Origin of the sequence: Synechococcus sp. NB0720_010, from assembly GCF_023078835.1 — a bacterium.
GTDB lineage: Bacteria > Cyanobacteriota > Cyanobacteriia > PCC-6307 > Cyanobiaceae > Vulcanococcus.
The window spans coordinates 1,545,644-1,564,830 of record NZ_CP090898.1; the positions used below are offsets into that span (position 1 = coordinate 1,545,644).

Sequence of the window (19,187 nt, forward strand, 5' to 3'; positions counted from 1 at the left end):
CATCAGGTTGTGTGGGCACAAAAAAGCCCCGCCATCGGCGGGGCTTTGAGTGGAATCAATGATTCTTGCCTAATCAGCCCAGGGCCTTGGCTTGGGCAACCACGTTGTCGACGGTGAAGCCGAACTTCTCCATCAGCAGCGGGCCGGGAGCGGAAGCACCGAAGCGGTCGATGGAGACGGTGTCGCCTTCGAAGCCGGTGTACTTGTGCCAGCCGAAGCTGCTGGACGCCTCGACCACCAGGCGCTTGCGGCAGGCTGCGGGAAGCACGCTCTCGCGGTAGGCGGCGTCCTGCTCTTCGAACAGGTCCACGCAGGGCATGGACACCACGCGGACGTTCTTGCCTTCGGCGCGCAGCTGGGCAGCGGCCTGGACGCAGAGGTCGAGCTCGGTGCCGGTGCCGATCAGGATCAGATCGGGGGTGCCGTTGCTGTCCTCAAGGATGTAGCCACCCTTGGCCACGTGGTCGGCGTTGGAGTTGGCCTGGTTGGCCATTGCCTGACGGCTGAGGAACAGCACGGTGGGGCGGTGACGGTTGGCCACGGCGACCTTGTAAGCACCGCTGGTTTCGTTGCCGTCGCCGGGGCGGATCACCAGCATGTTCGGGATCGAACGCAGGCTGGCCAGGGTCTCGATCGGCTGGTGGGTGGGGCCGTCTTCACCCAGACCGATGGAGTCGTGGGTCAGGACATAGATCACGCCCAGTTCGCTCAGGGCGGACAGGCGCATGGCGCCCACCATGTAGCCCGCGAAGACGCAGAAGGTGCCGCCGTAGGGAACCAGGCCACTGCCGTGATAGGCGAGGCCGTTGAGGATGGCGCCCATGGCGTGCTCGCGCACACCGAAGTGCAGGTAGCGGTTGCCCTCGGCACCCTTCTGGAAACCGGCCTCACCCTTGATGTCGGTGAGGTTGGAGTGGGTCAGGTCAGCCGAACCACCGATCAGCTCGGGCAGGTTGGGGCCGATGGCATTCAGACAGTTGTAGGAATGCATCCGGGTGGCCACACCCTTGTCGTCAGGGGTGTAGCTGGGGAGGTTTGCATCCCAGCCCTCGGGCAGTTCACCACGCAGCTGACGCTCGAACTGAGCGGCTTCGGTGGGGTACTTGCTGCGGTAGTCAGCCAGGGTTGCGTTCCAGGCGGCCTCAGCGGCGGCGCCACGCTCGATGGCCTTGCGCCACTGGTCGTAGGACTCCTGAGGAACTTCGAATTCGCCGTAGTTCCAACCCAGGTTCTGGCGGGTTGCGGCGGCTTCATCAGCACCCAGAGCGGCGCCGTGAACACCGGCGGTGTTGGCCTTGTTGGGGGAGCCGTAGCCGATGGTGGTGGTCACCTTGATCATCGAAGGACGATCGGTGACGGCCTTGGCCTCTTCAATTGCCTTGGCGATGGCGCCCAGGTCGGTGTTGCCGTCCTGAACGTGGATGGTGTGCCAGCCGTAGGCCTCGTAGCGCTTCAGCACATCCTCGGTGAAGGAAACGTTTGTGTTTCCGTCGATGGTGATGTGGTTGTCGTCGTACAGGGCGATCAGTTTGCCCAGACCCAGGTGACCGGCCAGGGACGCAGCTTCACCGCTGACACCTTCTTGGTGGCAGCCGTCGCCCATGATCACGTAGGTGGTGTGATCAACGAGCGTGCAGTCGGGCTTGTTGAACTTGGCCGCCAGGTGTGCTTCGGCCATGGCCAGGCCGACAGCGTTGGCGATGCCCTGACCCAGGGGACCGGTGGTGACTTCGACGCCGGCGGTCTCGAAGGTCTCGGGGTGACCAGGGGTCTTGGAGCCCCACTGGCGGAATTGCTTGATGTCCTCGATCGTGACCGAGTCGTAGCCGCTCAGGTGCAGCAGCGCGTACAGCAGCATGCAGCCGTGGCCGGCCGAGAGCACAAAGCGGTCACGGTTGAACCACTTGGGGTTCTTGGGGTTGTGCTTAAGGAACTTGTCCCACAGGGTGTAGGCCATGGGAGCGCAACCCATGGGCAGTCCGGGGTGGCCGGAGTTGCTCTTGTTGATCGCGTCGACGGCCAGGAAGCGGATGCTGTTGACGCAGAGCGTGTCGACAGAAGCGGGAGCGACGACCATGGGTTACGGGTAAGGGTAAGGGTGTACGGGCGGGGGAGACCGCGGGCTAGGTGAACCGGCGGAACGCCAGGCAAACGTTGTGGCCGCCGAACCCAAAGGAATTCGAAAGCACCACGTTCAGTTTGTGTTCCCGGGCCTGATTGGGAACGACATCCAGATCACAGGCCGGATCCGGATTTTGGTAATTGATCGTAGGCGGCACCACGTTGTGGCCAATCGCCAGGACCCCGGCAACGGCTTCAATGCCGCCGCTGCCGCCCAGCAGGTGACCGGTCATCGACTTGGTCGAGCTCACGGGAATCTGCTTGGCCCGATCCCCGAGCGCAGACTTGATCGCCGAGGACTCGTTGGAGTCATTGGCCGGGGTGCTGGTGCCGTGGGCGTTGACGTAGTCGACCGCATCGGCCTCGATGCGTGCGTCTTGAAGAGCCAGGCGCATGGCCTCAGCCCCGCCCACGCCACCGGGGGTTGGTGAGGTGATGTGGTGTGCATCACAGGTCATGCCGTAGCCAACCACCTCAGCGAGGATCTCGGCTCCGCGGGCCTGGGCGTGCTCGAGGCTCTCAAGAACCAGCACGCCTGCGCCCTCGCCGATCACAAAGCCATCACGCTCGGCATCGAAGGGCCGGCTGGCGGTTGCCGGATCGTCGTTGCGGAATGACAAAGCCTTGGCGCTGGCGAAGCCAGCCACTCCCAATGGGGTAATGGCGGATTCGGCGCCACCGCAGACCATCGCGTCGGCTTGCCCCAGCTGGATCAACCGGAAGGCATCACCGATGGCATTGGAGCCGGCGGCGCAGGCCGTAGCCACAGCACTGCTGGGGCCCTTGGCACCAATGGCGATTGCCGTCAGGCCAGTGGCCATGTTCGGGATCATCATCGGAACGGTGAAAGGGCTCACCCGAGATGGACCCTTGTCTGCCAGCACGTGGGCCTGGGTCTCCATCATCAGAAGACCGCCCACGCCAGAACCGATCGCGGTTCCGATCCGATGGGCGTTGCTGTCGTCGATGGTCAGACCTGCATGGGACACAGCCTGCTTGGCGGCAACCACCCCGAACTGGCAAAACCGATCCCAGCGCTTGCTTTCTTTGGGCTCGATGTAGGCGGAGGGATCGAAATCCTTCACCTCAGCCGCAAAGCGGCAGGCATGGGCAGACGCGTCAAACAAGGTGATCGGCGCAACCCCGTTACGACCGCTACTCAGTCCTTCCCAGTAGGAAATGACGTCATTACCAATTGGTGTGACCGCGCCAAGGCCGGTGACGACGACGCGGCGGAGACCCTCCACCATCAATTCCTTCCTCAGGCCTGCTTGTCCAGGATGTATTTGACGGCGTCGCCAACGGTGGCGATGCCTTCAGCGGCTTCGTCGGGAATCTCGATATCGAAGGCCTCTTCCAGGGCCATCACGAGTTCAACGGTGTCGAGCGAGTCAGCGCCCAGATCGTTCTGGAAGTTGGATTCGGGCTTGACCTCGCCGGCATCAACGCTCAGCTGCTCAACAACGATCGAGCGGACTTTCTCGAAGATCGCTTCCTGGGACATGGCCGGAGTGTCGGACGCCGCATCCTACGGGTATGTGTGCCAGGCACCCCCCGTATGAACAAGGATGACGGCCAGGGAGGCCTGTGGCTTGGATGCTGATTGCCATGGGTACCTTGGGCGTCGCGTCCACAGACGACATGTCCCACGCCGTCAAGATTTACGACACCTGCATCGGCTGCACCCAGTGCGTTCGGGCATGTCCTCTCGATGTTCTCGAGATGGTGCCCTGGGATGGCTGCAAGGCCGGTCAGATCGCCTCGTCTCCCCGCACCGAAGACTGCGTCGGTTGCAAGCGCTGTGAGACCGCTTGCCCCACCGACTTCCTCTCCATTCGCGTCTATCTCGGCGACGAAACCACCCGCTCCATGGGCCTGGCTTACTGAGCCCAGCTCCCATAAGCTCAAGCCCGGCCCAGCCGGGCTTTTTTATTGGTTCCAGGCGCTATGTGCGGCATCGTTGCGGTGATTGGTTCGCGCGAGGCGGCACCGCTCCTCTTGGAGGGTCTGCGTCAGCTCGAATACCGGGGCTATGACTCCGCGGGAATCGCCACGGTGGCGGACGAGTCCGGCTTGGCCTGTCTGCGCGCTGAAGGCAAGCTCGCCAACCTCACGGCTCGTTTTGAGGCGCAGGGGGCCCAGGGGCAGTGCGGCATTGGCCACACCCGTTGGGCGACCCACGGCAAGCCGGAAGAACGCAATGCCCACCCCCACCTCGATGGTCCTCGTCGTCTGGCCGTGGTGCAGAACGGGATCATCGAGAACTACAGAAGCCTGCGTGAGGAGCTCCAGGCCAAGGGTGTGGTCTTCCGCTCGGACACGGACACCGAGGTCATTCCCCATCTGCTGAGCCAAGAGCTCGATCGGTTGGAGGCCCTGGGCCACGCCGCCTCTCCCCAGCTCCTGCTTGAGGCCGTGCAAGCGGTTTTGCCGCGGCTGCATGGGGCCTACGCCTTGGCCGTGGTTTGGGCTGCGCTCCCGGGTGCCCTGGTGGTGGCCCGCAAAGCAGCGCCTTTGCTGATTGGCCTGGGGGAAGGGGAATTCCTCTGCGCCAGTGATACCCCGGCTCTGGCTGGTTTTACGCGAACGATCCTGCCGATGGAAGACGGGGAGGTGGCGCTGCTCACCCCCCTCGGAATCGAGCTCTATGACGAGGCCGGAGCGCGGGTGCAGCGGGCTCCCACCCTCCTGAGCGGCACGGATCACGTGGCGGACAAGCGCAGCTTCCGTCACTTCATGCTCAAGGAAATCCATGAGCAGCCCGAGACCGCCGCCCTTTGGGTTGCTCGACATCTCCCCGATGCATCCGCGCGGGTGGCCTTGCCGCTCGATGAGAGCGTGTTTGAAGGGATTGAGCGCATCCAGGTTCTCGCCTGCGGCACCAGCCGCCATGCCGCCTTGGTGGGGGCCTATCTCCTGGAGCAGCTGGCCGGGATTCCGACCAGCGTGTTCTATGCCAGCGAATTCCGCTACGCCCCGCCACCGCTGGCGCCGAACACCCTCACCATCGGTGTGACCCAATCGGGTGAAACGGCAGACACCTTGGCTGCTCTCGCGATGGAGCAGGAGCGGCGCCGAGCCGTTGCCGATCCGGCCTTCGCCCCCCGTCTGCTGGGGATCACGAACCGCCCTGAAAGCTCCCTGGGCCGGATGGTTGATCAGATCCTCGACATCGGTGCCGGCATCGAGGTGGGTGTTGCAGCTACCAAGACCTTCCTGGGTCAGTTGTTGGCGTTCTACGGCTTGGCCATTGCCTTTGCCGAAAGGCGCTCTGGCCGACCTGGAGTTCTCGGCGCCGAAGCCCTGCAGCAGCTGATGGCTGGTCTGCGGGATCTTCCCCAGCAATTGCGCAGCTTGGTGGATGACCACGACGGTCGCTGCGAGCAGATGGCTCACCTGTTCGCGGATACCCAGGACGTGATCTTCCTGGGCCGGGGCATCAACTACCCGATTGCCCTTGAGGGGGCGCTGAAGCTCAAGGAGATCAGCTACATCCATGCCGAGGGCTACCCCGCCGGCGAGATGAAGCACGGCCCGATCGCCCTGCTGGATGCCCGGGTGCCCGTGGTCTCGATCGCCGTGCCAGGCACGGTGTTCGACAAGGTGCTTAGCAATGCCCAAGAGGCCAAGGCCCGCGATGCCCAATTGGTGGGCGTTGCCCCCAATTGCCCGGATGCCGAGCTGTTCGACACCCTGTTGCCGGTGCCGGAGGTGGATGAGTTGCTCAGCCCGCTGCTGACGGTCGTGCCGATGCAGCTGCTGAGCTATCACATCGCAGCCCACCGGGGGCTGGATGTCGATCAGCCCCGCAATCTCGCCAAGAGCGTGACGGTCGAGTAGCCCCTCAGGCGCTGCGCCCGTAGAGGTCCTCGAAGCGGACGATGTCGTCTTCGCTCAGATAGGGGCCGCTCTGGACTTCGATCATCTCGACCGGGATCTTGCCTGGGTTCGAGAGTCGGTGCTTGCAGCCCAGGGGGATGTAGGTGCTTTGGTTTTCGCCCACCAGCTCTTCAACGCCATCTTTCTCGACGACGGCAGTGCCTTGCACCACGATCCAGTGCTCAGCCCGGTGGTGGTGCATCTGCAGTGAGAGCGAAGCCCCAGGGTTCACGCTGATGCGCTTGACCTGCCAGCGATCGCCCTCGGTGATGCCGTCGTAGGCACCCCAGGGCCGGTAGATCTTGCGGTGGGCCTTGCTCTCCGGCGCTCCGCTTTGCTCCAGCAGGCCGACGATGCTTTTGACGTTCTGGGCCTGATCCCGTTTGGCGACCAGCACCACGTCATTGGTTTCCACCACCACAAGGTCTTCCACGCCCAGACCCACCACCAGGCGGTGCTCGCTGCGCAGGTAGCAGTTGCGGCTGTTTTCGCTGATGACCCGGCCCCGCAGCACGTTGCCCTGCTCGTCTTGATCAGCGGTTTCCCAGAGGGCACTCCAGCTGCCGACATCGCTCCAGCCCGCCTGCAGCGGCAGCACCGCGCCTCGGTCGGTTCGCTCCATTACGGCCACGTCGATGGCGACGTTGGGGCACTGGGCAAAGGCGTCCTTCTCGAGGCGTTGGAAGTTCAGGTCTGAGCCGCCTTGGGCGAGGGCACTCCGGCAGGCCTGGACCACCTCGGGAGCGAGTCGTTCCAGTTCCGCCAGGATCACGCTGGCCTTGAACAGGAACATGCCGCTGTTCCAGGTGAAGCGGCCGGTCGCCAGGAATCCTTCGGCGGTGGCGCGGTCGGGTTTCTCCACAAACCGGGCGATCGGCACGGGGCTGCCCGCATCCCCCAGCGGTTGAGCGGCTTCGATGTAGCCGTAGCCGGTCTCGGGGGCGGTGGGCACGATCCCAAAGGTCACCAGTTGGCCCGCCTCAGCGGCCTCAACACCGGCTTGCACCGTCTGGCGGAAGGCGGCTCCTTCTCGAATCACGTGGTCGGCTGCGAGCACCAGCAGCAGTGGGTCATCGCCTGCGGCCATGGCCTGCAGGGCGGCGATCGCCACGGCTGGGGCGGTGTTTCGGCCCACGGGCTCCAGCAGGATCGCTGAGGGATCCACGCCGATCTGGCGCATCTGCTCGGCGACGATGAAGCGGTGGTCTTCGTTGCAGATCAGCAGCGGAGGCTGGAGGTTGGCGATGCCCTCAAGTCGCTGCTGGGTTTGCTGCAGCAGGGTTTCTTCCCCTTGGCCCGCCAGGGCCCAGTACTGCTTGGGGTAACTGGCCCTCGATAGGGGCCACAGGCGGGTTCCAGTACCGCCACACAAAATCACTGGAACCAGGGCCGCCATGGAGTGCACTCCTCTTGCACACCATTTCAAACCAAGCCCGCCCGCTTTGCCCGCTGGCTTGGTGCTGGTTCAGCTTTGTCCGTCCCCTGGGCTGGGGTCGGCCAACTCCAGTAATCCAGGCGGGGGGGTGATGCCAATCCACCCCTCTTCGAGTTCCACCCGGGGAACAATCGAGTCGACAAAGGGGATCCAGAGGGGCTGTTTTTTGCCGCTGAGTTGGACCTCGAGCAGGTCGTTGCCGGCATGGAGCAGGTCTTGGACTTGGCCGATGGGTGTGCCCGACTCCAGCAGCCGCACCTCCAGTCCCACCAGATCCAGCAGGTGAAATTCGCCTTTGGACAGTGTTGGGCGCTGATCGCTCGGCACCAAGAGCTCCTGGCCCACGCAGGCCTCGGCGCTGCTTCGGTCGTCAATGCCCTCGATGCGGATCACAAAGAGCTCTTTGCCTGGGAGCCGGCGCCCTGAGAGCAGCTTGATTTCCTGGGGTTCTGGCGTGGGTCCCCGCTTCTGGGCCGGTGCGCGCAGCCAGCGGGGGCCGGCTTGGGTGAAGCGTTCGGGGAAATCGCTGAGGGGATTGACCCGCAGTTCACCGCGCAGTCCCTGGGCGGCAACGATCTTGCCGACCACCAGCAGCTCGGGTTGTTGCTCCATCAGCCCAAGGGCCACACCTCAGCCTCGATAATGGTCGGGCGACTGGGCCCTCCTATGGCTGATTCCCTGCCGATCCTGCCTGGCTCCACTGTGGTGGTGCGCGATGGGCGCTCCATCTACAACGGTTACCAAGGTTTCGTTCAGCGCATCAGCGGCAGCAACGCAGCCGTGCTGTTTGAAGGCGGCAACTGGGACAAGCTCGTCACCATGCCCCTCAAGATTCTTGAGCAGGCATGAGCTTCTCTAGGGACACCCGAGCTGCCTCCTGTTCGGCCTGCCGGCGCGAGCGTCCCCAGCCCTCACCGAGGGTCGTCTTCCCCAGGCTCACCTGACAGTGAAATCGCCGGGGATCGGCGTGGACTTGGCTGACCTCTTGGCAGCGGTAATCCGGTAGGCCTCGTTTTTGGCCCTGGCTCCATTCCTGCAGGGCTGATTTCCAGTTGTGCAGGTGGGGATCGGCTTCAAAGGCCTTGGCTGTGGTTTGCCAGTGGGGGGTAAGCCAGAGCAGTACAGGCGTGAGGTCCCCCCAAAGGCGATAGAGCGCGCCGATGCAGGCCTCACAGGCTTCGGCCCTGAGGGTCTCGCGCGCGCTGGCGTCTCCTGCGGCCGTTGGGCCGATGCGCAAAACAGCGTCGATGTCCACCGCTTGGCCGAGTTCCCCCAGCCAGCGGTCACTGACCAGTTGGGCCCGCAGCGCTGAGCTTTGTCCGACGCTCAGGTTCGGATAGTGCTGCTCGAGGAATTCCGAGGCCGCCAGACGCAGGACGGCGTCGCCAAGAAATTCCAGTTTTTCGTGGTTGACGCTGAGCCCTGCGGAGGTGTGAGTGAGGGCCTCATCCAGCCGCTCCAGGTCCATCTCCGCGGGGGCTGTCAGGCCCAGGCCTTGCAGGAACTGCAGCAGTTGGGCGTGGCGCTCAGCGTTCATTGGGGTGAAAGCAGGACGTAAGCCGGGAAATGTTTTCCTTCCCGGAATCACCCGTTTCGTTGACATTAACACGGGCACCTGGGGATACGGTTGGCTGATAAGCCGGTTTGCTCGGAACCCTGTCTCCGCCTGGCGGGACACTGATGCTCCCCATATCTTCGCGTGGCATAATTGATTTGTGGTTATTGAATCCCGAAGGGCTGGCGCTGCTGCGAGGTGCTGGCCCTTTTTGCTGTCTGGGGATACTGCGAATAGCCCCAAACCATTCGAGTCAGCGAGAATTACTAAATCTGCGAGGCTTCGAGTCGTTGCAGTGAAATCTCAACAGCACATGCACGGAGGAACTCAGGCATGCTCTGTTCGGACGGTTTTGCCATCTCAAACAACCCCTGAAGGGTGTCATTGATGCGGACAGAGTGAAGCTTCGCCCGCCCTTCTCCGTACCGGCTACGACCCTTAGCGAGACGCAGGGACAAGTCAGTACAAGGGTTCTGGACGGTTTCAGTGATTTGAGCAGCTGGCGCCATCAAGAAAATTCGTTGGACGTCCTAAATCTTAGCGATATCACTCAGCACGCCTAATTCATGACAACCAAATGGGCAATGTCTCGGCTAGTGGAGACAATTATCTGATTTTGATTACACCGTATCCCTATTGCTGAAGAGGGTCGGGACATCTGGGATATCCGGCTGGTTGACATATGCCTGATTACGTGTTCAGGATGAGTGTCGAGCGGGATATCCCGTTTGTCATGCACAACAGGACTCACGTATGAATAGCTGCGTAACCGCATCTCAGAAGGTTCTGAGGCTCTGTTGGTGCCATGCCTCCATCGACCAACTCATCAGTGACAGCCCGGACTGCCCGCCTGAGAAGTCCCGTCAGGTCTGAGAAACCAACTCGCACGGTCGTGATTTACGACGCCCGCAACATCCGGCGGGACTAACCGAAAAATTCAACAGTGCTACTTGTACCACGACGACAGGAGGGGAGTAGCAACTGGTAGACAAGGGATAAGAACACAGCAGGACTATGCACTAACTGCATTGGCGCAAAGCAGATTTGGCAAGCACCTGAGAATGCGAAACTGGTATAATCTCCTCAGCCTTCGAGCAGGATTAAATAATGAAAGATTCTTCAACCAATTTGCCAATATGTAATCGTCTGAAAGACCTTCTATTTGTTTTCTCTGCTAATGGTTTTATTCTAACTTTCCTAATTTCTATCGCGCTATGGTTGGTTGCAGTAATGGCTCGACATGGTAAACAGACAGGATACGACCACATAGCGCTTGAAACGGTTGACTCTTGCAAATCTACCGCTCACGCAAAACTCTCTGTTGAGCAAGCGCAATTTCTTGGTAAAAATACTGACGAACTGGATCAATATTGTAAGTCACGCGCCATGCTAGATAAAGCGTGGATAAACAGTAGGACGTACTGGGATTATCATTATTACTCGCACGGGGAAGTGCACACGCCAGAAATTAACTTTAATGGTGTCGAGAGCTTTAACTCAAGAGCCGCTCCGTGTGCACAAAATTCTAAATATGGAAAATCATATAACATATGGATATTCGGTGGTTCCACGATGCAAAACATGGAGACCTCTGATAACAATACTATCGCAAGCTCATTATGCAAAGAATTGCAAAAAACCAACAACGTTCATATATTAAACTTGGGTGTTGGTGGCTTTTTGTCGGAGATGGAAATAGTAAAGTTTAATAACCTATATAAGCTAAAGTTACAAGACCAAGCATCGCTACCAGATATTGTAATATTTTATGATGGTTATAACGACTCTCAAAGGTTAGCAGTAGGTGCAAGCTGGGCGGGATTACCACCAGGGGTTTCTTCTCGGTTGGCAAGCGGATACTCGACGGAGCGACCGATCAACCGCACTTTCTACTGGGCAATACGGGCCTTCAATGATTATTTTAAGGAGCTTTCAGGGGGGAAAAAGAATGTCGTCAATGATGCCTTATTTAATATGGTTGCCAAGATGGAAGATGGTTTTACTTCAACAAATACAGCAATCAACATAAAAGCAAATATCGATGCGACAGCAGGAGGAGTTTTGCTAAGTAGTGCAGCATATATACATGATCAAAGGGTTTTAGCTGGCATTTGCCGTGGGCTAGATATTGTTTGTATTGTCGCTCTTCAACCGGTTCTCTCGTTACGCAAAGCCCCCGTTGGCGACATTGAAATCAACAATTTTAAACAGCAGGAGAGTAATGGTGTGAATCAATCAGCTAGAAGATTCTACAATGAAGTAGAAAGCGAGATAGTTAAGTTGTCAAGCAAAAACTATCGTGTTATTAATCTGAGCGATATTCCTAATAACAAGAAGTATCTAGACATGCCTTTCTTTTATGATTTTGGACACACTGGGTATTATTCCGGTGAAATAATAGGAAGAGAACTTGGCTCCAGAATAATCAGAGACAAGCTTGTTTATCGTTGATCTACTCGTCTGCTGCTTGCGCCACGCAACACTATGGGCACGGAAATAATCTTAAAAACATACTTTCTGTCCTCATGGCGATAATTGTCATACTCGGAATCGAAAACAGCAAAGTCACGAAAACCATCCCTCCGTTTCAAGATGAAGAGGGTTTTTCTGAGAGTAGAACCAGTCTTCTCCTCCTTGGCGGTAAAAGACTTTAGACCAGACCAACATTCATCCCCGACTGCAGAGGGGGACCCCATCTCGTTCGACTGGATGACTCGGAGTTTCTTGACAACTACAGGCAATGTGAACTTATTCAACAGAGATTAGCGATCTTTCCTTGGTCCCAGCAACTCAGGCGAGACCCAAAACAAATAAATTCTTCTGTAATCACCATGCCTTCACGTATTTCGCCGACTATCGGCATCAATGTTTCGCTTTCTGTTGGCGAGGGCGAGTTTCAAACCCCGCTTCACGTTCAGCGCCATGAGCTCTCTTTTGAGGACATGCACAAGCTGCGGTCACTCATCGGTAATGACGCCTTCGTGAAACTCGTTGATGAGTATTTCGCTGCTTATGCCATGGGGGTGAAATGAACTACCCCTTCAACACTGACAAAATCACCGATTACCGCTTTCACGGTGTTTTGAATGGCCGGCTGATGCGGGAGGAAAAACGCTTCTTCTTACAGACGTCATTCGGGAAAATCCGCCTGTACTACGACGGCAGCCGCGTCGGTAAGGCCCTAGGCCGTCAGGTTATGGAAAACCCCGATAAGCCGGTATTTGTCTACGGCTGGCCCCGTACTAACCACGAAGGCATCGTTTATGCCCATACGGCCTGCAGTTTCTGGACAGTCGATGCAGATGTGCCTGAAAACTACGAAGGCATCAGCCGGAATTTCGACCTGAATCGCCCCTGGCTGTGCGGTCGAGTTAAGGGCTATCGGAACGGTCACGTCTGCGTGAATGTCAAAAGTGAGCGCGACGGTAAGCACCTCAAATGGCGCGTTTATGGCCGCTGCGATTACTCCGGCCGCCGTAACGACAAGGTGCTGTTTTCGGGCGTCATCAACGCTGTCAGCGGGAAGATGGACCTCAGTGAGGTTCAGGTCGTTAAGCGTTGGATTCCATCTCCGCGACCTTCTTCTTCAGGTCGTCGGGCAGTAGCTGGGTCAGCGCAGCAATCTCCTTCTGAAGCAGCTCGACCTGGCCGTCATGGACCTCCTTCAGATGGTCAACTTCCTGCCTCATCTGCGCAGCCTGCTTCTTCAGCAGCTCCTTCATCCCGTGCATCGACGCGGTCTGAACTACCGACATCTCCCCGCCGGCAGCAGCCACCATGTCCTGAAGATCAGCAACGCCATCTTCAGTCAGGGTACCGTCAATCCCCTGTTTTTCAGCGGCCTCAACGGACTCGGTAAACCGTTCCATCAGGACGGTCAGGATGTCGCTGCGGTCAACGTCCATGCCCAACGCCTTCAGGGTCAGCAGTGCACGGTCGAATCGGATGTTCACCCCTTTCGGCACGTAGAAGCTGCTGCCCACGAAGTCGGGGTTATCGCGCTTCCGCAGCTTTGTCCCTACTGCCGGAGACAACGTCTCTTTCCGCGGCCTCGGCATGGGGTCACTAGGGCTGACAGCACATTAACGCTGGAGATACGGCTACCCAACCGTTTGACAAGCGGGATATCCGGTGTAAGAATTGGCATGTCGGAAGCGATGGGCTGAGCCCACCCCGGCAAAGACTTCACTTCTGGCCATCGGCCGCGAGATGCAGGCGCGGTCAGCTTGTTACCGCCTCACTCAGGTGCTGCGAACACGAGAGGGGCACACCATTCACCACAACTGAAACCAATGACCTGCACCGTTCTTGTGTGGGCAGCCGTCCTTATCGCCCTGCCCCTGATTGTTCTCTTCTGGCTGACCGAAAGCCAACAGCAGCGCTGCCGCCGTCTTCGTCGCAACGGATGGTCGCAGCAGCGAATCGCTGACCATCTCCGCATCAGCCGAAGCACCGTTAAACGCCGCCTAACCGCGGCCTGACCTGACTTAACCGCTATTCCGTCCCGACTAGCGGAGACATCGACGAGTCAAAGGAACTCCGCGTTGCCGCCCACGATCTCAGCAGCTGGTTCAGCTGACCAATCGGGCTTCTTTCGGCAGTAGTCGTTGGGCAGCCATGAGTTGCAGCGGCGGTTGTAGTGAGCCTGCGGCGACAGCACCATTTTTCTGGCTTTGCAGACGGCCAAGGTGCCTTCCCATAGGTCGAACTTGTCGCAGTACAGGCAGCGCTTCCATGGCTGCGTTGCTGGCAGTTCAGGCATCAGAAAGCCTTTGTCCCAGTCGTCACCCGCCATCCATATAGTACGCCTGTACCAGTCCTAGCAGCGCCCATCGGGCCTGTCAGCAAGCTGCGGTGAAACACTCAGCACCAAGCGCGGAACACTGAAGGTGCAGTTGAGTTCTGGCGGGTCTTCGGGCCCGCTTTTTATTGGCTGCCAGCGCGTTGAACCGCAGTGGTGAAGCTGAACTACGGCTGCTGGTCTTCCCGCCTGCGTTCGGCATCATGCGCGCAATTTCAGCTGACCCATGCGCCCGCTGCTGTCACTTGCCGCTGCTGCATCACTGTTAATTGCCCAGGCACCTGTCTTGGCGGAAGGCACCGCTGATGACATCGGGGTGATGAACGTCAGCCTCAAAGACAGCATCAAGCCCCGTTTTGGCTTCCAAGGGCAGACACAAGGCGCAGGTACTCCCAATGAAGTTGGTGTTGGTGGCTTCCTGCCCATCGCAGTAGGCGATAACAGCGTTTTCTATGCCGACGTTGAAGCCAACGCCAACTTGGCTGACATGGGTTACAGCAGCATCGTCAACACCCAAGTCGATGGCGTCACGGTCAGCACCTCATCGCGTCTCGGTTACCGCTGGCTGAACGATGACCGCAGCTGGATGTTCGGCATCAATGGCGGTTACGACAGCCGCCCGATGAACACAGGTGATGCCAAGCCTTGGCACCCGATCAAGCGGCGTTATCAGCACCTATATCTGCCATCGGTCAAATAGCCAAGAACCCCAGAAGCGTGTTCTTCCAGCAGGTTGCTGCTGAGGTGGAAGCGGTCAGCCCGACGTGGAACTTTGGGGCTTATGCCTTGGTGCCTGTTGGCGATACCGAGCAGCGTCTGAACAGCCATTACAAGGGTGGCGCCTTGGATACCTACGGGCTGGATGTTGGGTACTTCATCACCCCAGAAATCAATGCTTCCGTTGGTTATTACTACCAGCAGGGTGATGACGGCGCAGGCAACAGTTCAGGCGTCAAAGGGCGCTTGGCATTTGCTGTTGCTGATGATGTTGAGTTCGGCGGGACCTATACCTATGACGATGCTTTTAATGCACGTGCCTCAGCTGATCTAACGATTCGCTTTGGTGGTGGCAGCCATAAAGAGAAATCAAAAGAACAAGCTAAAGCTGAGACAAAACCTCAAATCAAAGAGCTTTCATCAACGCCAAGCAACAGGGATGTGCGGGTGCACGATTGCATGTGCGGGGGAATTGAGAATTGGGGAGAAATAGGTGGTCTTTGATACATTACGGGCATTTGCCGAATTACTAAAGGCCACCTAAAGCCCCTGCAAGCGCAGGGGTTGTTATTTCTTTTGCCACACTGATAAGCCCCAGTGAAACACCTTCTCTCCATCGCAATCACACTGCTCCCGTCAGCAGTCATAGCTGAGCAATTTACGCCTCAGCAGATGCTTGATGTGATGACTAAGTCACCAAGCAATCGTGATGTGCGAGTGCAGGATGAAACATTGAGCGACACAAAAAGCTTCGTCATTTCACATGGAAAAGGAGGAAGGCATGGCTCACCTGGCTCACCTGGAAAGAAATGAAACATCTTCTTGCTATCGCAATCACACTGCTTCCCACGGCGGCTTTGGCTGAGCAATTCACACCTGAGCAGATGCTTGATGTGATGACGAAATCACCAAGCAATAGAGATCTGCGGATTCAAGATGGCTTGCAGGATCTGCATGCTCTTCCGCTTAGTTCTAACGCCACGGGGATCACAAGAGGAGCGCCTGGCGCTAAGAGCGGCTTGAACTAACAAGTGAGCACTTTTCGCTGGGACGGATTAACCGCTGAACTTCCACTTGGCGTCTGCAGGAATGGCAGGGGTTTTGATGACTAGCTAACAGAAGGCTTGTTCCGTCAGCCCATGACGGGTCTTCGTCAGCGTCGCCTTCGACGTCCTTTTCAAGCTGGCCCCACCACTGGAAATGAAGCTCGCTGCCGTTGGCCTCGAATAGTTCAGCGGTCTGGCGGTACTTCGGAACGATGTGCGGGTTGATGACGCTGACGGCATCTGGCAGCAGGACGTACTGGGCATCCGGGTAACGCCTAATCAGCTCCTGCAGCTGTTGCGGCGACCCCTGCCAATTACCGCCTGAAGCCCCAACGACCATGGCGCCTGTCTTGGCGTTCACGTGTGCTGGCTTGAAGCTGGTGCCCTCGACGAGATAGATGGTCTCGGTGCTGCCGCTGAAGAAGACCAACGGCGGCTCACCGTTCGGCAGTCGGTAGTTGCCTTCGACAGAAGCCCATCGATAACCGTTGGCGCTGCGGGTCTGAAACCCGACGATTTCGCCATCGATAGTGCGGACGAAAGACAGCAGACCGCTTTGGCAGACGTAGCGGCCGCTGGCGTTGAACCCTGGAAGCGCGGCCGTGGCCCCCTCCAACTGGGTGAAGGTCTGGATGCTGCGGAAGCTGGCAGTTGCGATTTCGTCGTCAGTGAATCCGCGACGGTGAAGCTCGGCCCGGTCGGCGTCGCTCAGTGTCAGCAGGTCCATCAGACGGCTGAAGGCTGCGTGCCGCTCAGCAATAGAAAGCCGCTCTGGCTGGGTTACGACCTGTTTCGACTTGGCAGGCGCTGCAACGGGTCTGGGTGCCCCGTGACGGTCGAAAGAGGGGTCGTGCTCGACGAATATCCGCCAATCGCTCCTACCGCCAAGGCAGACGTAATCCTTCCCGTCGAAACCGCGAAGCACCTGCTTTTTCGATATTCCTTCCGTCCGCTGACTGCACCAATGCGAGTCGCTGTTCCGTTCGCGCTTACAGAAGCCATCTGTACGGCCGCAGATTGTGCACGGGTGGCGCTTATTGACCTCCTCCCAATCTTTTGGGCCGCTGAAATTACGGCTTACATAAGACGGAGCAGCAGACCTTGTTTGCGAACAATTGGGCCTTCCTTGGCCTGGCGCAAACCCCCGAGACGCTAGATGTGGCGTACGTTCTCGGCTGCCGACCCCATATTTTGTATTAGGTGGAAAGCAGGACGTAAGCCGGGTTCTGTTCTCCGCTTTCGCGGGGGCGATCATCTGTCTGGGACCACCGTTACCGATGGCCTCAAGCGGCGCAAGAAAAGCGGAACGGGTGTCATGGCCAACCGTTGTTCCTAGGCCTTGCTCCCAGCCGGGGTTTACCGAGCCAGCACCTCTCGATGCTGCTGGTGCGCTCTTACCGCACCTTTGCACCCTTGCCTGATCCCCGAAGGGCCATCGGCGGTGTGTTTCTGTGGCACTCTCCTCACGGTCACCCGCACTGGGCGTTACCCAGCAAGCCTGGCCATTGGGGAGCCCGGACTTTCCTCAACCGGTCCGTTCCACCAGCCCGAGGGCCTGGGCGTGTCCCGGTCGCGATCACCTCGCCTGCTTTCAAACCCCATAATAGCGACCTGGGGGGCTGTAGCTCAGCCGGATAGAGCGACGGTTTCCTAAACCGTAGGTCGTGGGTTCGAGTCCCGCCAGCCCCGTCTTCGATTCGCGCAGGGGTATTGACCGCTACCGGTAGTGGCGTGCTGAACGTTGCCACTGCCGCTAGCGTGGTGCCAATCGCCACACGGCCATGGCACAGCTGCATGATCTCAGGCTGCGGCTACTGGTGCAACAGGAGAGTGAGCGCATCGTCGACAGCCTCCCGGACGGCCTCGACCTCTCTGTGATCCAGGCCCGCTGCCTCTGCTGGTTAGCCCTCCTGGCCGAGGCCCATGAGGACAGCGCCAATGAGGCGGTCAGCGATGGGGACACCGATCAGGCCATGGCCTGGTTTGCCGACTCCATGCGCCTGCGTGACGTTATTCAGGTGGTGAGCTCGATCGAGATCCCCATCCCAGGAGCCACTGAGGACGCCAGTGATTCCGGGGACTCCCTGGCCGCTTAAGGCGCCAAATTCAGATTCCCTTTATTTCTGAGTCGTCCTGGTGTCATGATTGGACTTGACCAATGAAGGGACTGCGGTGCCGGAAGAGCCCTGCCAATGCCCTGACTGTCAGCGCTTTTATCGGGAGCACGACCGACTGATTCGGGAGAACCCGACGCTGCGTCAGCAACAGGAGTTGAGCTGGGCTGCCCTGCAGTCATTCCGGACCCTGGCTGGTCGGGTCCTCGAGGATCTTCAGAAGTCCACTCCTGATCCGGGTGTTGATTCCGCTCCTGCCGCCGCCGCTGCCGGAGGCCCCCAGGAAGCCTCGGCGCAGGACGCACTCCAGCAGGCCGTCAGCGACCTCGAGAACATCAACGCCCACCTGTTCTCGATCGAGGCCCTGATGGAGCGCATCTTTGATGTGCGCGTTCCCGAGCCCGTTGAGCAGAAGTTCCGCGAGATCGCCGGTGAGTTAGCGCCCGATCCGCTGAACGCCGATCGCCTCCGCCTCAACCGTTTGCTGCATCAGACCCCCGATCTTCCGGATCGCTGATCAGCCGGGCAATCATCCCCTCCTCATCGGCGGGGATCTGCAGCCATTGGGGCTTCCCGAGCCAGGCCAGCTCCGTCTGGAGCTGCTGAGCCAGAGCGGTGTCATTGGCACCGATCCCTCCGGATAGGGCGATCTGATCGACGCCCCCCAGGCTGGCGGCCATGGCGGCAATTCCCGCTTTCAGCCGGTGCAGGAAGACCGCAAGTGCTAGTTGGGCGCCGCTGTGCCCCCGCTCAGCCGCCCCGCGCAGCTCCTGCCAGTCGCCGCTCAGGCCGGAGAGACCGGCGAGTCCGCTGTGGTGGTTGAGTTGCTCCTCCAGTTCGGCGGCAGCCATCCCGTCCTTCAGCAGCGCCAGCAGCAGGCCAGGGTCGATGGAGCCGCTGCGGGTGGCCATTACCAGCCCTTCCATCGGGGTGAACCCCATGGTCGTGTCCAGGCAGCGGCCTTCGGCGATGGCGGCCAAGGAACAGCCGGCCCCCAGGTGAACGCTGATCAGCCGAGGCCCCGCGGCCTGCCGGGCCACGTGTTGGTGGTTGAGTCCATGGAAGCCAAAGCGGCGGTAGCCCCGGCTCCGCAGCGCCAGGGGGATGGCATAGCTGTAGGCCGCCTCCGGCAGGGTCGCGTGAAAGGCCGTATCGAAGCAGGCCCACTGGGGCAGCAGGGGTCGCTGCTGCTGGAGCCAGCGCATCGCCTCCAGAGCTGGTGGATTGTGCAGCGGTGCCAGCGGGCTTAAGGCCTCGAGCTGCGCCAGGGTCGTGGCGTTGATGGGCGTGGGTTCGCGAAAGACCTCGCCGCCATGGACGACCCGGTGGCCCGCGCGCTCAAGTTGGCCCCACCAGGGGGCCAACGCTGGCTTGAGCCAGGTGTCCAGGGCCGCCGGGAGCTCCAGACCCGAACGGGAGTCGCTCCAGAGCCGCTGCTCTGCTGCCGCGTCAAAGACAGCTGCCTTGAGACTGGAGCTGCCCAGATTCAGCACCAGAAGCGCCACGGCGCAGCTTGCTC

20 protein-coding genes, 1 tRNA gene and 1 other RNA gene are annotated in these 19,187 nt (G+C 59.5%); 11 read left to right on the top strand and 11 right to left on the bottom strand.

Annotation, left to right across the window (positions count from 1 at the left end; translation table 11 throughout):
* Positions 1-73: 73 nt before the first annotated feature.
* From tkt to acpP, 3 genes are read right to left on the bottom strand one after another with little or no spacing between them, the layout of a single operon-like run.
* Entirely contained in the window at positions 74-2,077 is a 2,004-nt protein-coding gene (tkt, locus tag LY254_RS08140; protein WP_247476565.1) for a transketolase, read from the bottom strand.
* 46 nt (positions 2,078-2,123) lie between these two features.
* On the bottom strand, positions 2,124-3,371 hold the full coding sequence (fabF, locus tag LY254_RS08145) for a beta-ketoacyl-ACP synthase II (RefSeq protein ID WP_247476566.1): 1,248 nt from the start codon (positions 3,369-3,371) through the stop codon (positions 2,124-2,126).
* A gap of 11 nt (positions 3,372-3,382) precedes the next feature.
* Positions 3,383-3,625 carry an acyl carrier protein gene (acpP, locus tag LY254_RS08150; RefSeq protein ID WP_010314088.1) on the bottom strand — a complete coding sequence of 81 codons (243 nt, stop codon included), beginning with the start codon at positions 3,623-3,625 and terminating at the stop codon, positions 3,383-3,385.
* A 137-nt stretch (positions 3,626-3,762) separates the two neighbouring features.
* Between acpP and psaC the strand changes: the two genes are divergently transcribed.
* Both psaC and glmS read left to right on the top strand, forming a co-directional pair.
* The gene (gene psaC / locus LY254_RS08155; protein WP_006850103.1) at positions 3,763-4,008 is read left to right on the top strand and encodes a photosystem I iron-sulfur center protein PsaC; all 246 of its coding nucleotides are present in this window, start codon (positions 3,763-3,765) and stop codon (positions 4,006-4,008) included.
* 60 nt (positions 4,009-4,068) lie between these two features.
* On the top strand, positions 4,069-5,961 hold the full coding sequence (glmS, locus tag LY254_RS08160; RefSeq protein WP_247479827.1) for a glutamine--fructose-6-phosphate transaminase (isomerizing): 1,893 nt from the start codon (positions 4,069-4,071) through the stop codon (positions 5,959-5,961).
* Positions 5,962-5,965: 4 nt separating this feature from the next.
* On the opposite strand, the gene LY254_RS08165 is transcribed toward glmS, so the two are convergent.
* Complete coding sequence (locus LY254_RS08165; protein WP_247476567.1) at positions 5,966-7,396, bottom strand: mannose-1-phosphate guanylyltransferase/mannose-6-phosphate isomerase; 1,431 nt, start codon at positions 7,394-7,396, stop codon at positions 5,966-5,968.
* Positions 7,397-7,465: 69 nt separating this feature from the next.
* Entirely contained in the window at positions 7,466-8,047 is a 582-nt protein-coding gene (gene rimM / locus LY254_RS08170) for a ribosome maturation factor RimM (protein WP_247476568.1), read from the bottom strand.
* A gap of 54 nt (positions 8,048-8,101) precedes the next feature.
* On the opposite strand from rimM, the gene LY254_RS08175 reads away from it, so the two are divergent.
* On the top strand, positions 8,102-8,284 hold the full coding sequence (locus LY254_RS08175; RefSeq protein ID WP_010314017.1) for an NAD(P)H dehydrogenase subunit NdhS: 183 nt from the start codon (positions 8,102-8,104) through the stop codon (positions 8,282-8,284).
* On the opposite strand, the gene rnc is transcribed toward LY254_RS08175, so the two are convergent.
* On the bottom strand, positions 8,262-8,972 hold the full coding sequence (rnc, locus tag LY254_RS08180) for a ribonuclease III (RefSeq protein WP_247476569.1): 711 nt from the start codon (positions 8,970-8,972) through the stop codon (positions 8,262-8,264). The two genes, LY254_RS08175 and rnc, sit on opposite strands and share 23 nt — an antisense overlap.
* A gap of 1,125 nt (positions 8,973-10,097) precedes the next feature.
* On the opposite strand from rnc, the gene LY254_RS08185 reads away from it, so the two are divergent.
* Complete coding sequence (locus LY254_RS08185; protein ID WP_247476570.1) at positions 10,098-11,441, top strand: hypothetical protein; 1,344 nt, start codon at positions 10,098-10,100, stop codon at positions 11,439-11,441.
* Positions 11,442-11,821: 380 nt separating this feature from the next.
* Positions 11,822-12,022, top strand: a complete 201-nt coding sequence (locus tag LY254_RS08190) for a hypothetical protein (RefSeq protein ID WP_247476571.1) — start codon at positions 11,822-11,824, stop codon at positions 12,020-12,022.
* A 519-nt stretch (positions 12,023-12,541) separates the two neighbouring features.
* Here the strand turns inward: LY254_RS08190 and LY254_RS08195 are convergent.
* Positions 12,542-12,973: a hypothetical protein gene (locus tag LY254_RS08195; RefSeq protein ID WP_247476572.1), complete on the bottom strand. Its 432-nt coding sequence runs from the start codon at positions 12,971-12,973 to the stop codon at positions 12,542-12,544.
* Positions 12,974-13,282: 309 nt separating this feature from the next.
* Here LY254_RS08195 and LY254_RS13080 point away from each other — a divergent pair, with 309 nt between their 5' ends.
* The gene (locus tag LY254_RS13080) at positions 13,283-13,471 is read left to right on the top strand and encodes a helix-turn-helix domain-containing protein (protein WP_371820445.1); all 189 of its coding nucleotides are present in this window, start codon (positions 13,283-13,285) and stop codon (positions 13,469-13,471) included.
* Between the two features lie 47 nt (positions 13,472-13,518).
* On the opposite strand, the gene LY254_RS08205 is transcribed toward LY254_RS13080, so the two are convergent.
* Complete coding sequence (locus tag LY254_RS08205; RefSeq protein WP_247476574.1) at positions 13,519-13,785, bottom strand: hypothetical protein; 267 nt, start codon at positions 13,783-13,785, stop codon at positions 13,519-13,521.
* A gap of 232 nt (positions 13,786-14,017) precedes the next feature.
* On the opposite strand from LY254_RS08205, the gene LY254_RS13085 reads away from it, so the two are divergent.
* Entirely contained in the window at positions 14,018-14,491 is a 474-nt protein-coding gene (locus LY254_RS13085; protein WP_371820446.1) for a hypothetical protein, read from the top strand.
* Between the two features lie 17 nt (positions 14,492-14,508).
* Positions 14,509-15,012, top strand: coding sequence for a hypothetical protein (locus LY254_RS13090; RefSeq protein ID WP_371820447.1), 504 nt, complete (start codon positions 14,509-14,511; stop codon positions 15,010-15,012).
* A 504-nt stretch (positions 15,013-15,516) separates the two neighbouring features.
* On the opposite strand, the gene LY254_RS08215 is transcribed toward LY254_RS13090, so the two are convergent.
* Both LY254_RS08215 and rnpB read right to left on the bottom strand, forming a co-directional pair.
* Entirely contained in the window at positions 15,517-16,281 is a 765-nt protein-coding gene (locus tag LY254_RS08215) for a hypothetical protein (protein WP_247476575.1), read from the bottom strand.
* Between the two features lie 472 nt (positions 16,282-16,753).
* Positions 16,754-17,147: RNase P RNA component class A (gene rnpB, locus LY254_RS08220), an RNA gene on the bottom strand.
* Positions 17,148-17,169: 22 nt separating this feature from the next.
* On the opposite strand from rnpB, the gene LY254_RS08225 reads away from it, so the two are divergent.
* The 3 genes from LY254_RS08225 (at position 17,170) to LY254_RS08235 (ending at position 18,185) form a co-directional block, all read left to right on the top strand.
* Positions 17,170-17,243, top strand: a tRNA-Arg gene (locus LY254_RS08225).
* A 92-nt stretch (positions 17,244-17,335) separates the two neighbouring features.
* Entirely contained in the window at positions 17,336-17,650 is a 315-nt protein-coding gene (locus LY254_RS08230) for a hypothetical protein (protein ID WP_010314013.1), read from the top strand.
* Positions 17,651-17,726: 76 nt separating this feature from the next.
* Entirely contained in the window at positions 17,727-18,185 is a 459-nt protein-coding gene (locus LY254_RS08235) for a hypothetical protein (RefSeq protein ID WP_247476576.1), read from the top strand.
* On the opposite strand, the gene LY254_RS08240 is transcribed toward LY254_RS08235, so the two are convergent.
* A complete protein-coding gene (locus LY254_RS08240; protein WP_247476577.1) occupies positions 18,142-19,173 on the bottom strand; it encodes an acetate/propionate family kinase in 1,032 nt (343 codons plus the stop codon). The two genes, LY254_RS08235 and LY254_RS08240, sit on opposite strands and share 44 nt — an antisense overlap.
* Between the last annotated feature and the right edge of the window lie 14 nt (positions 19,174-19,187).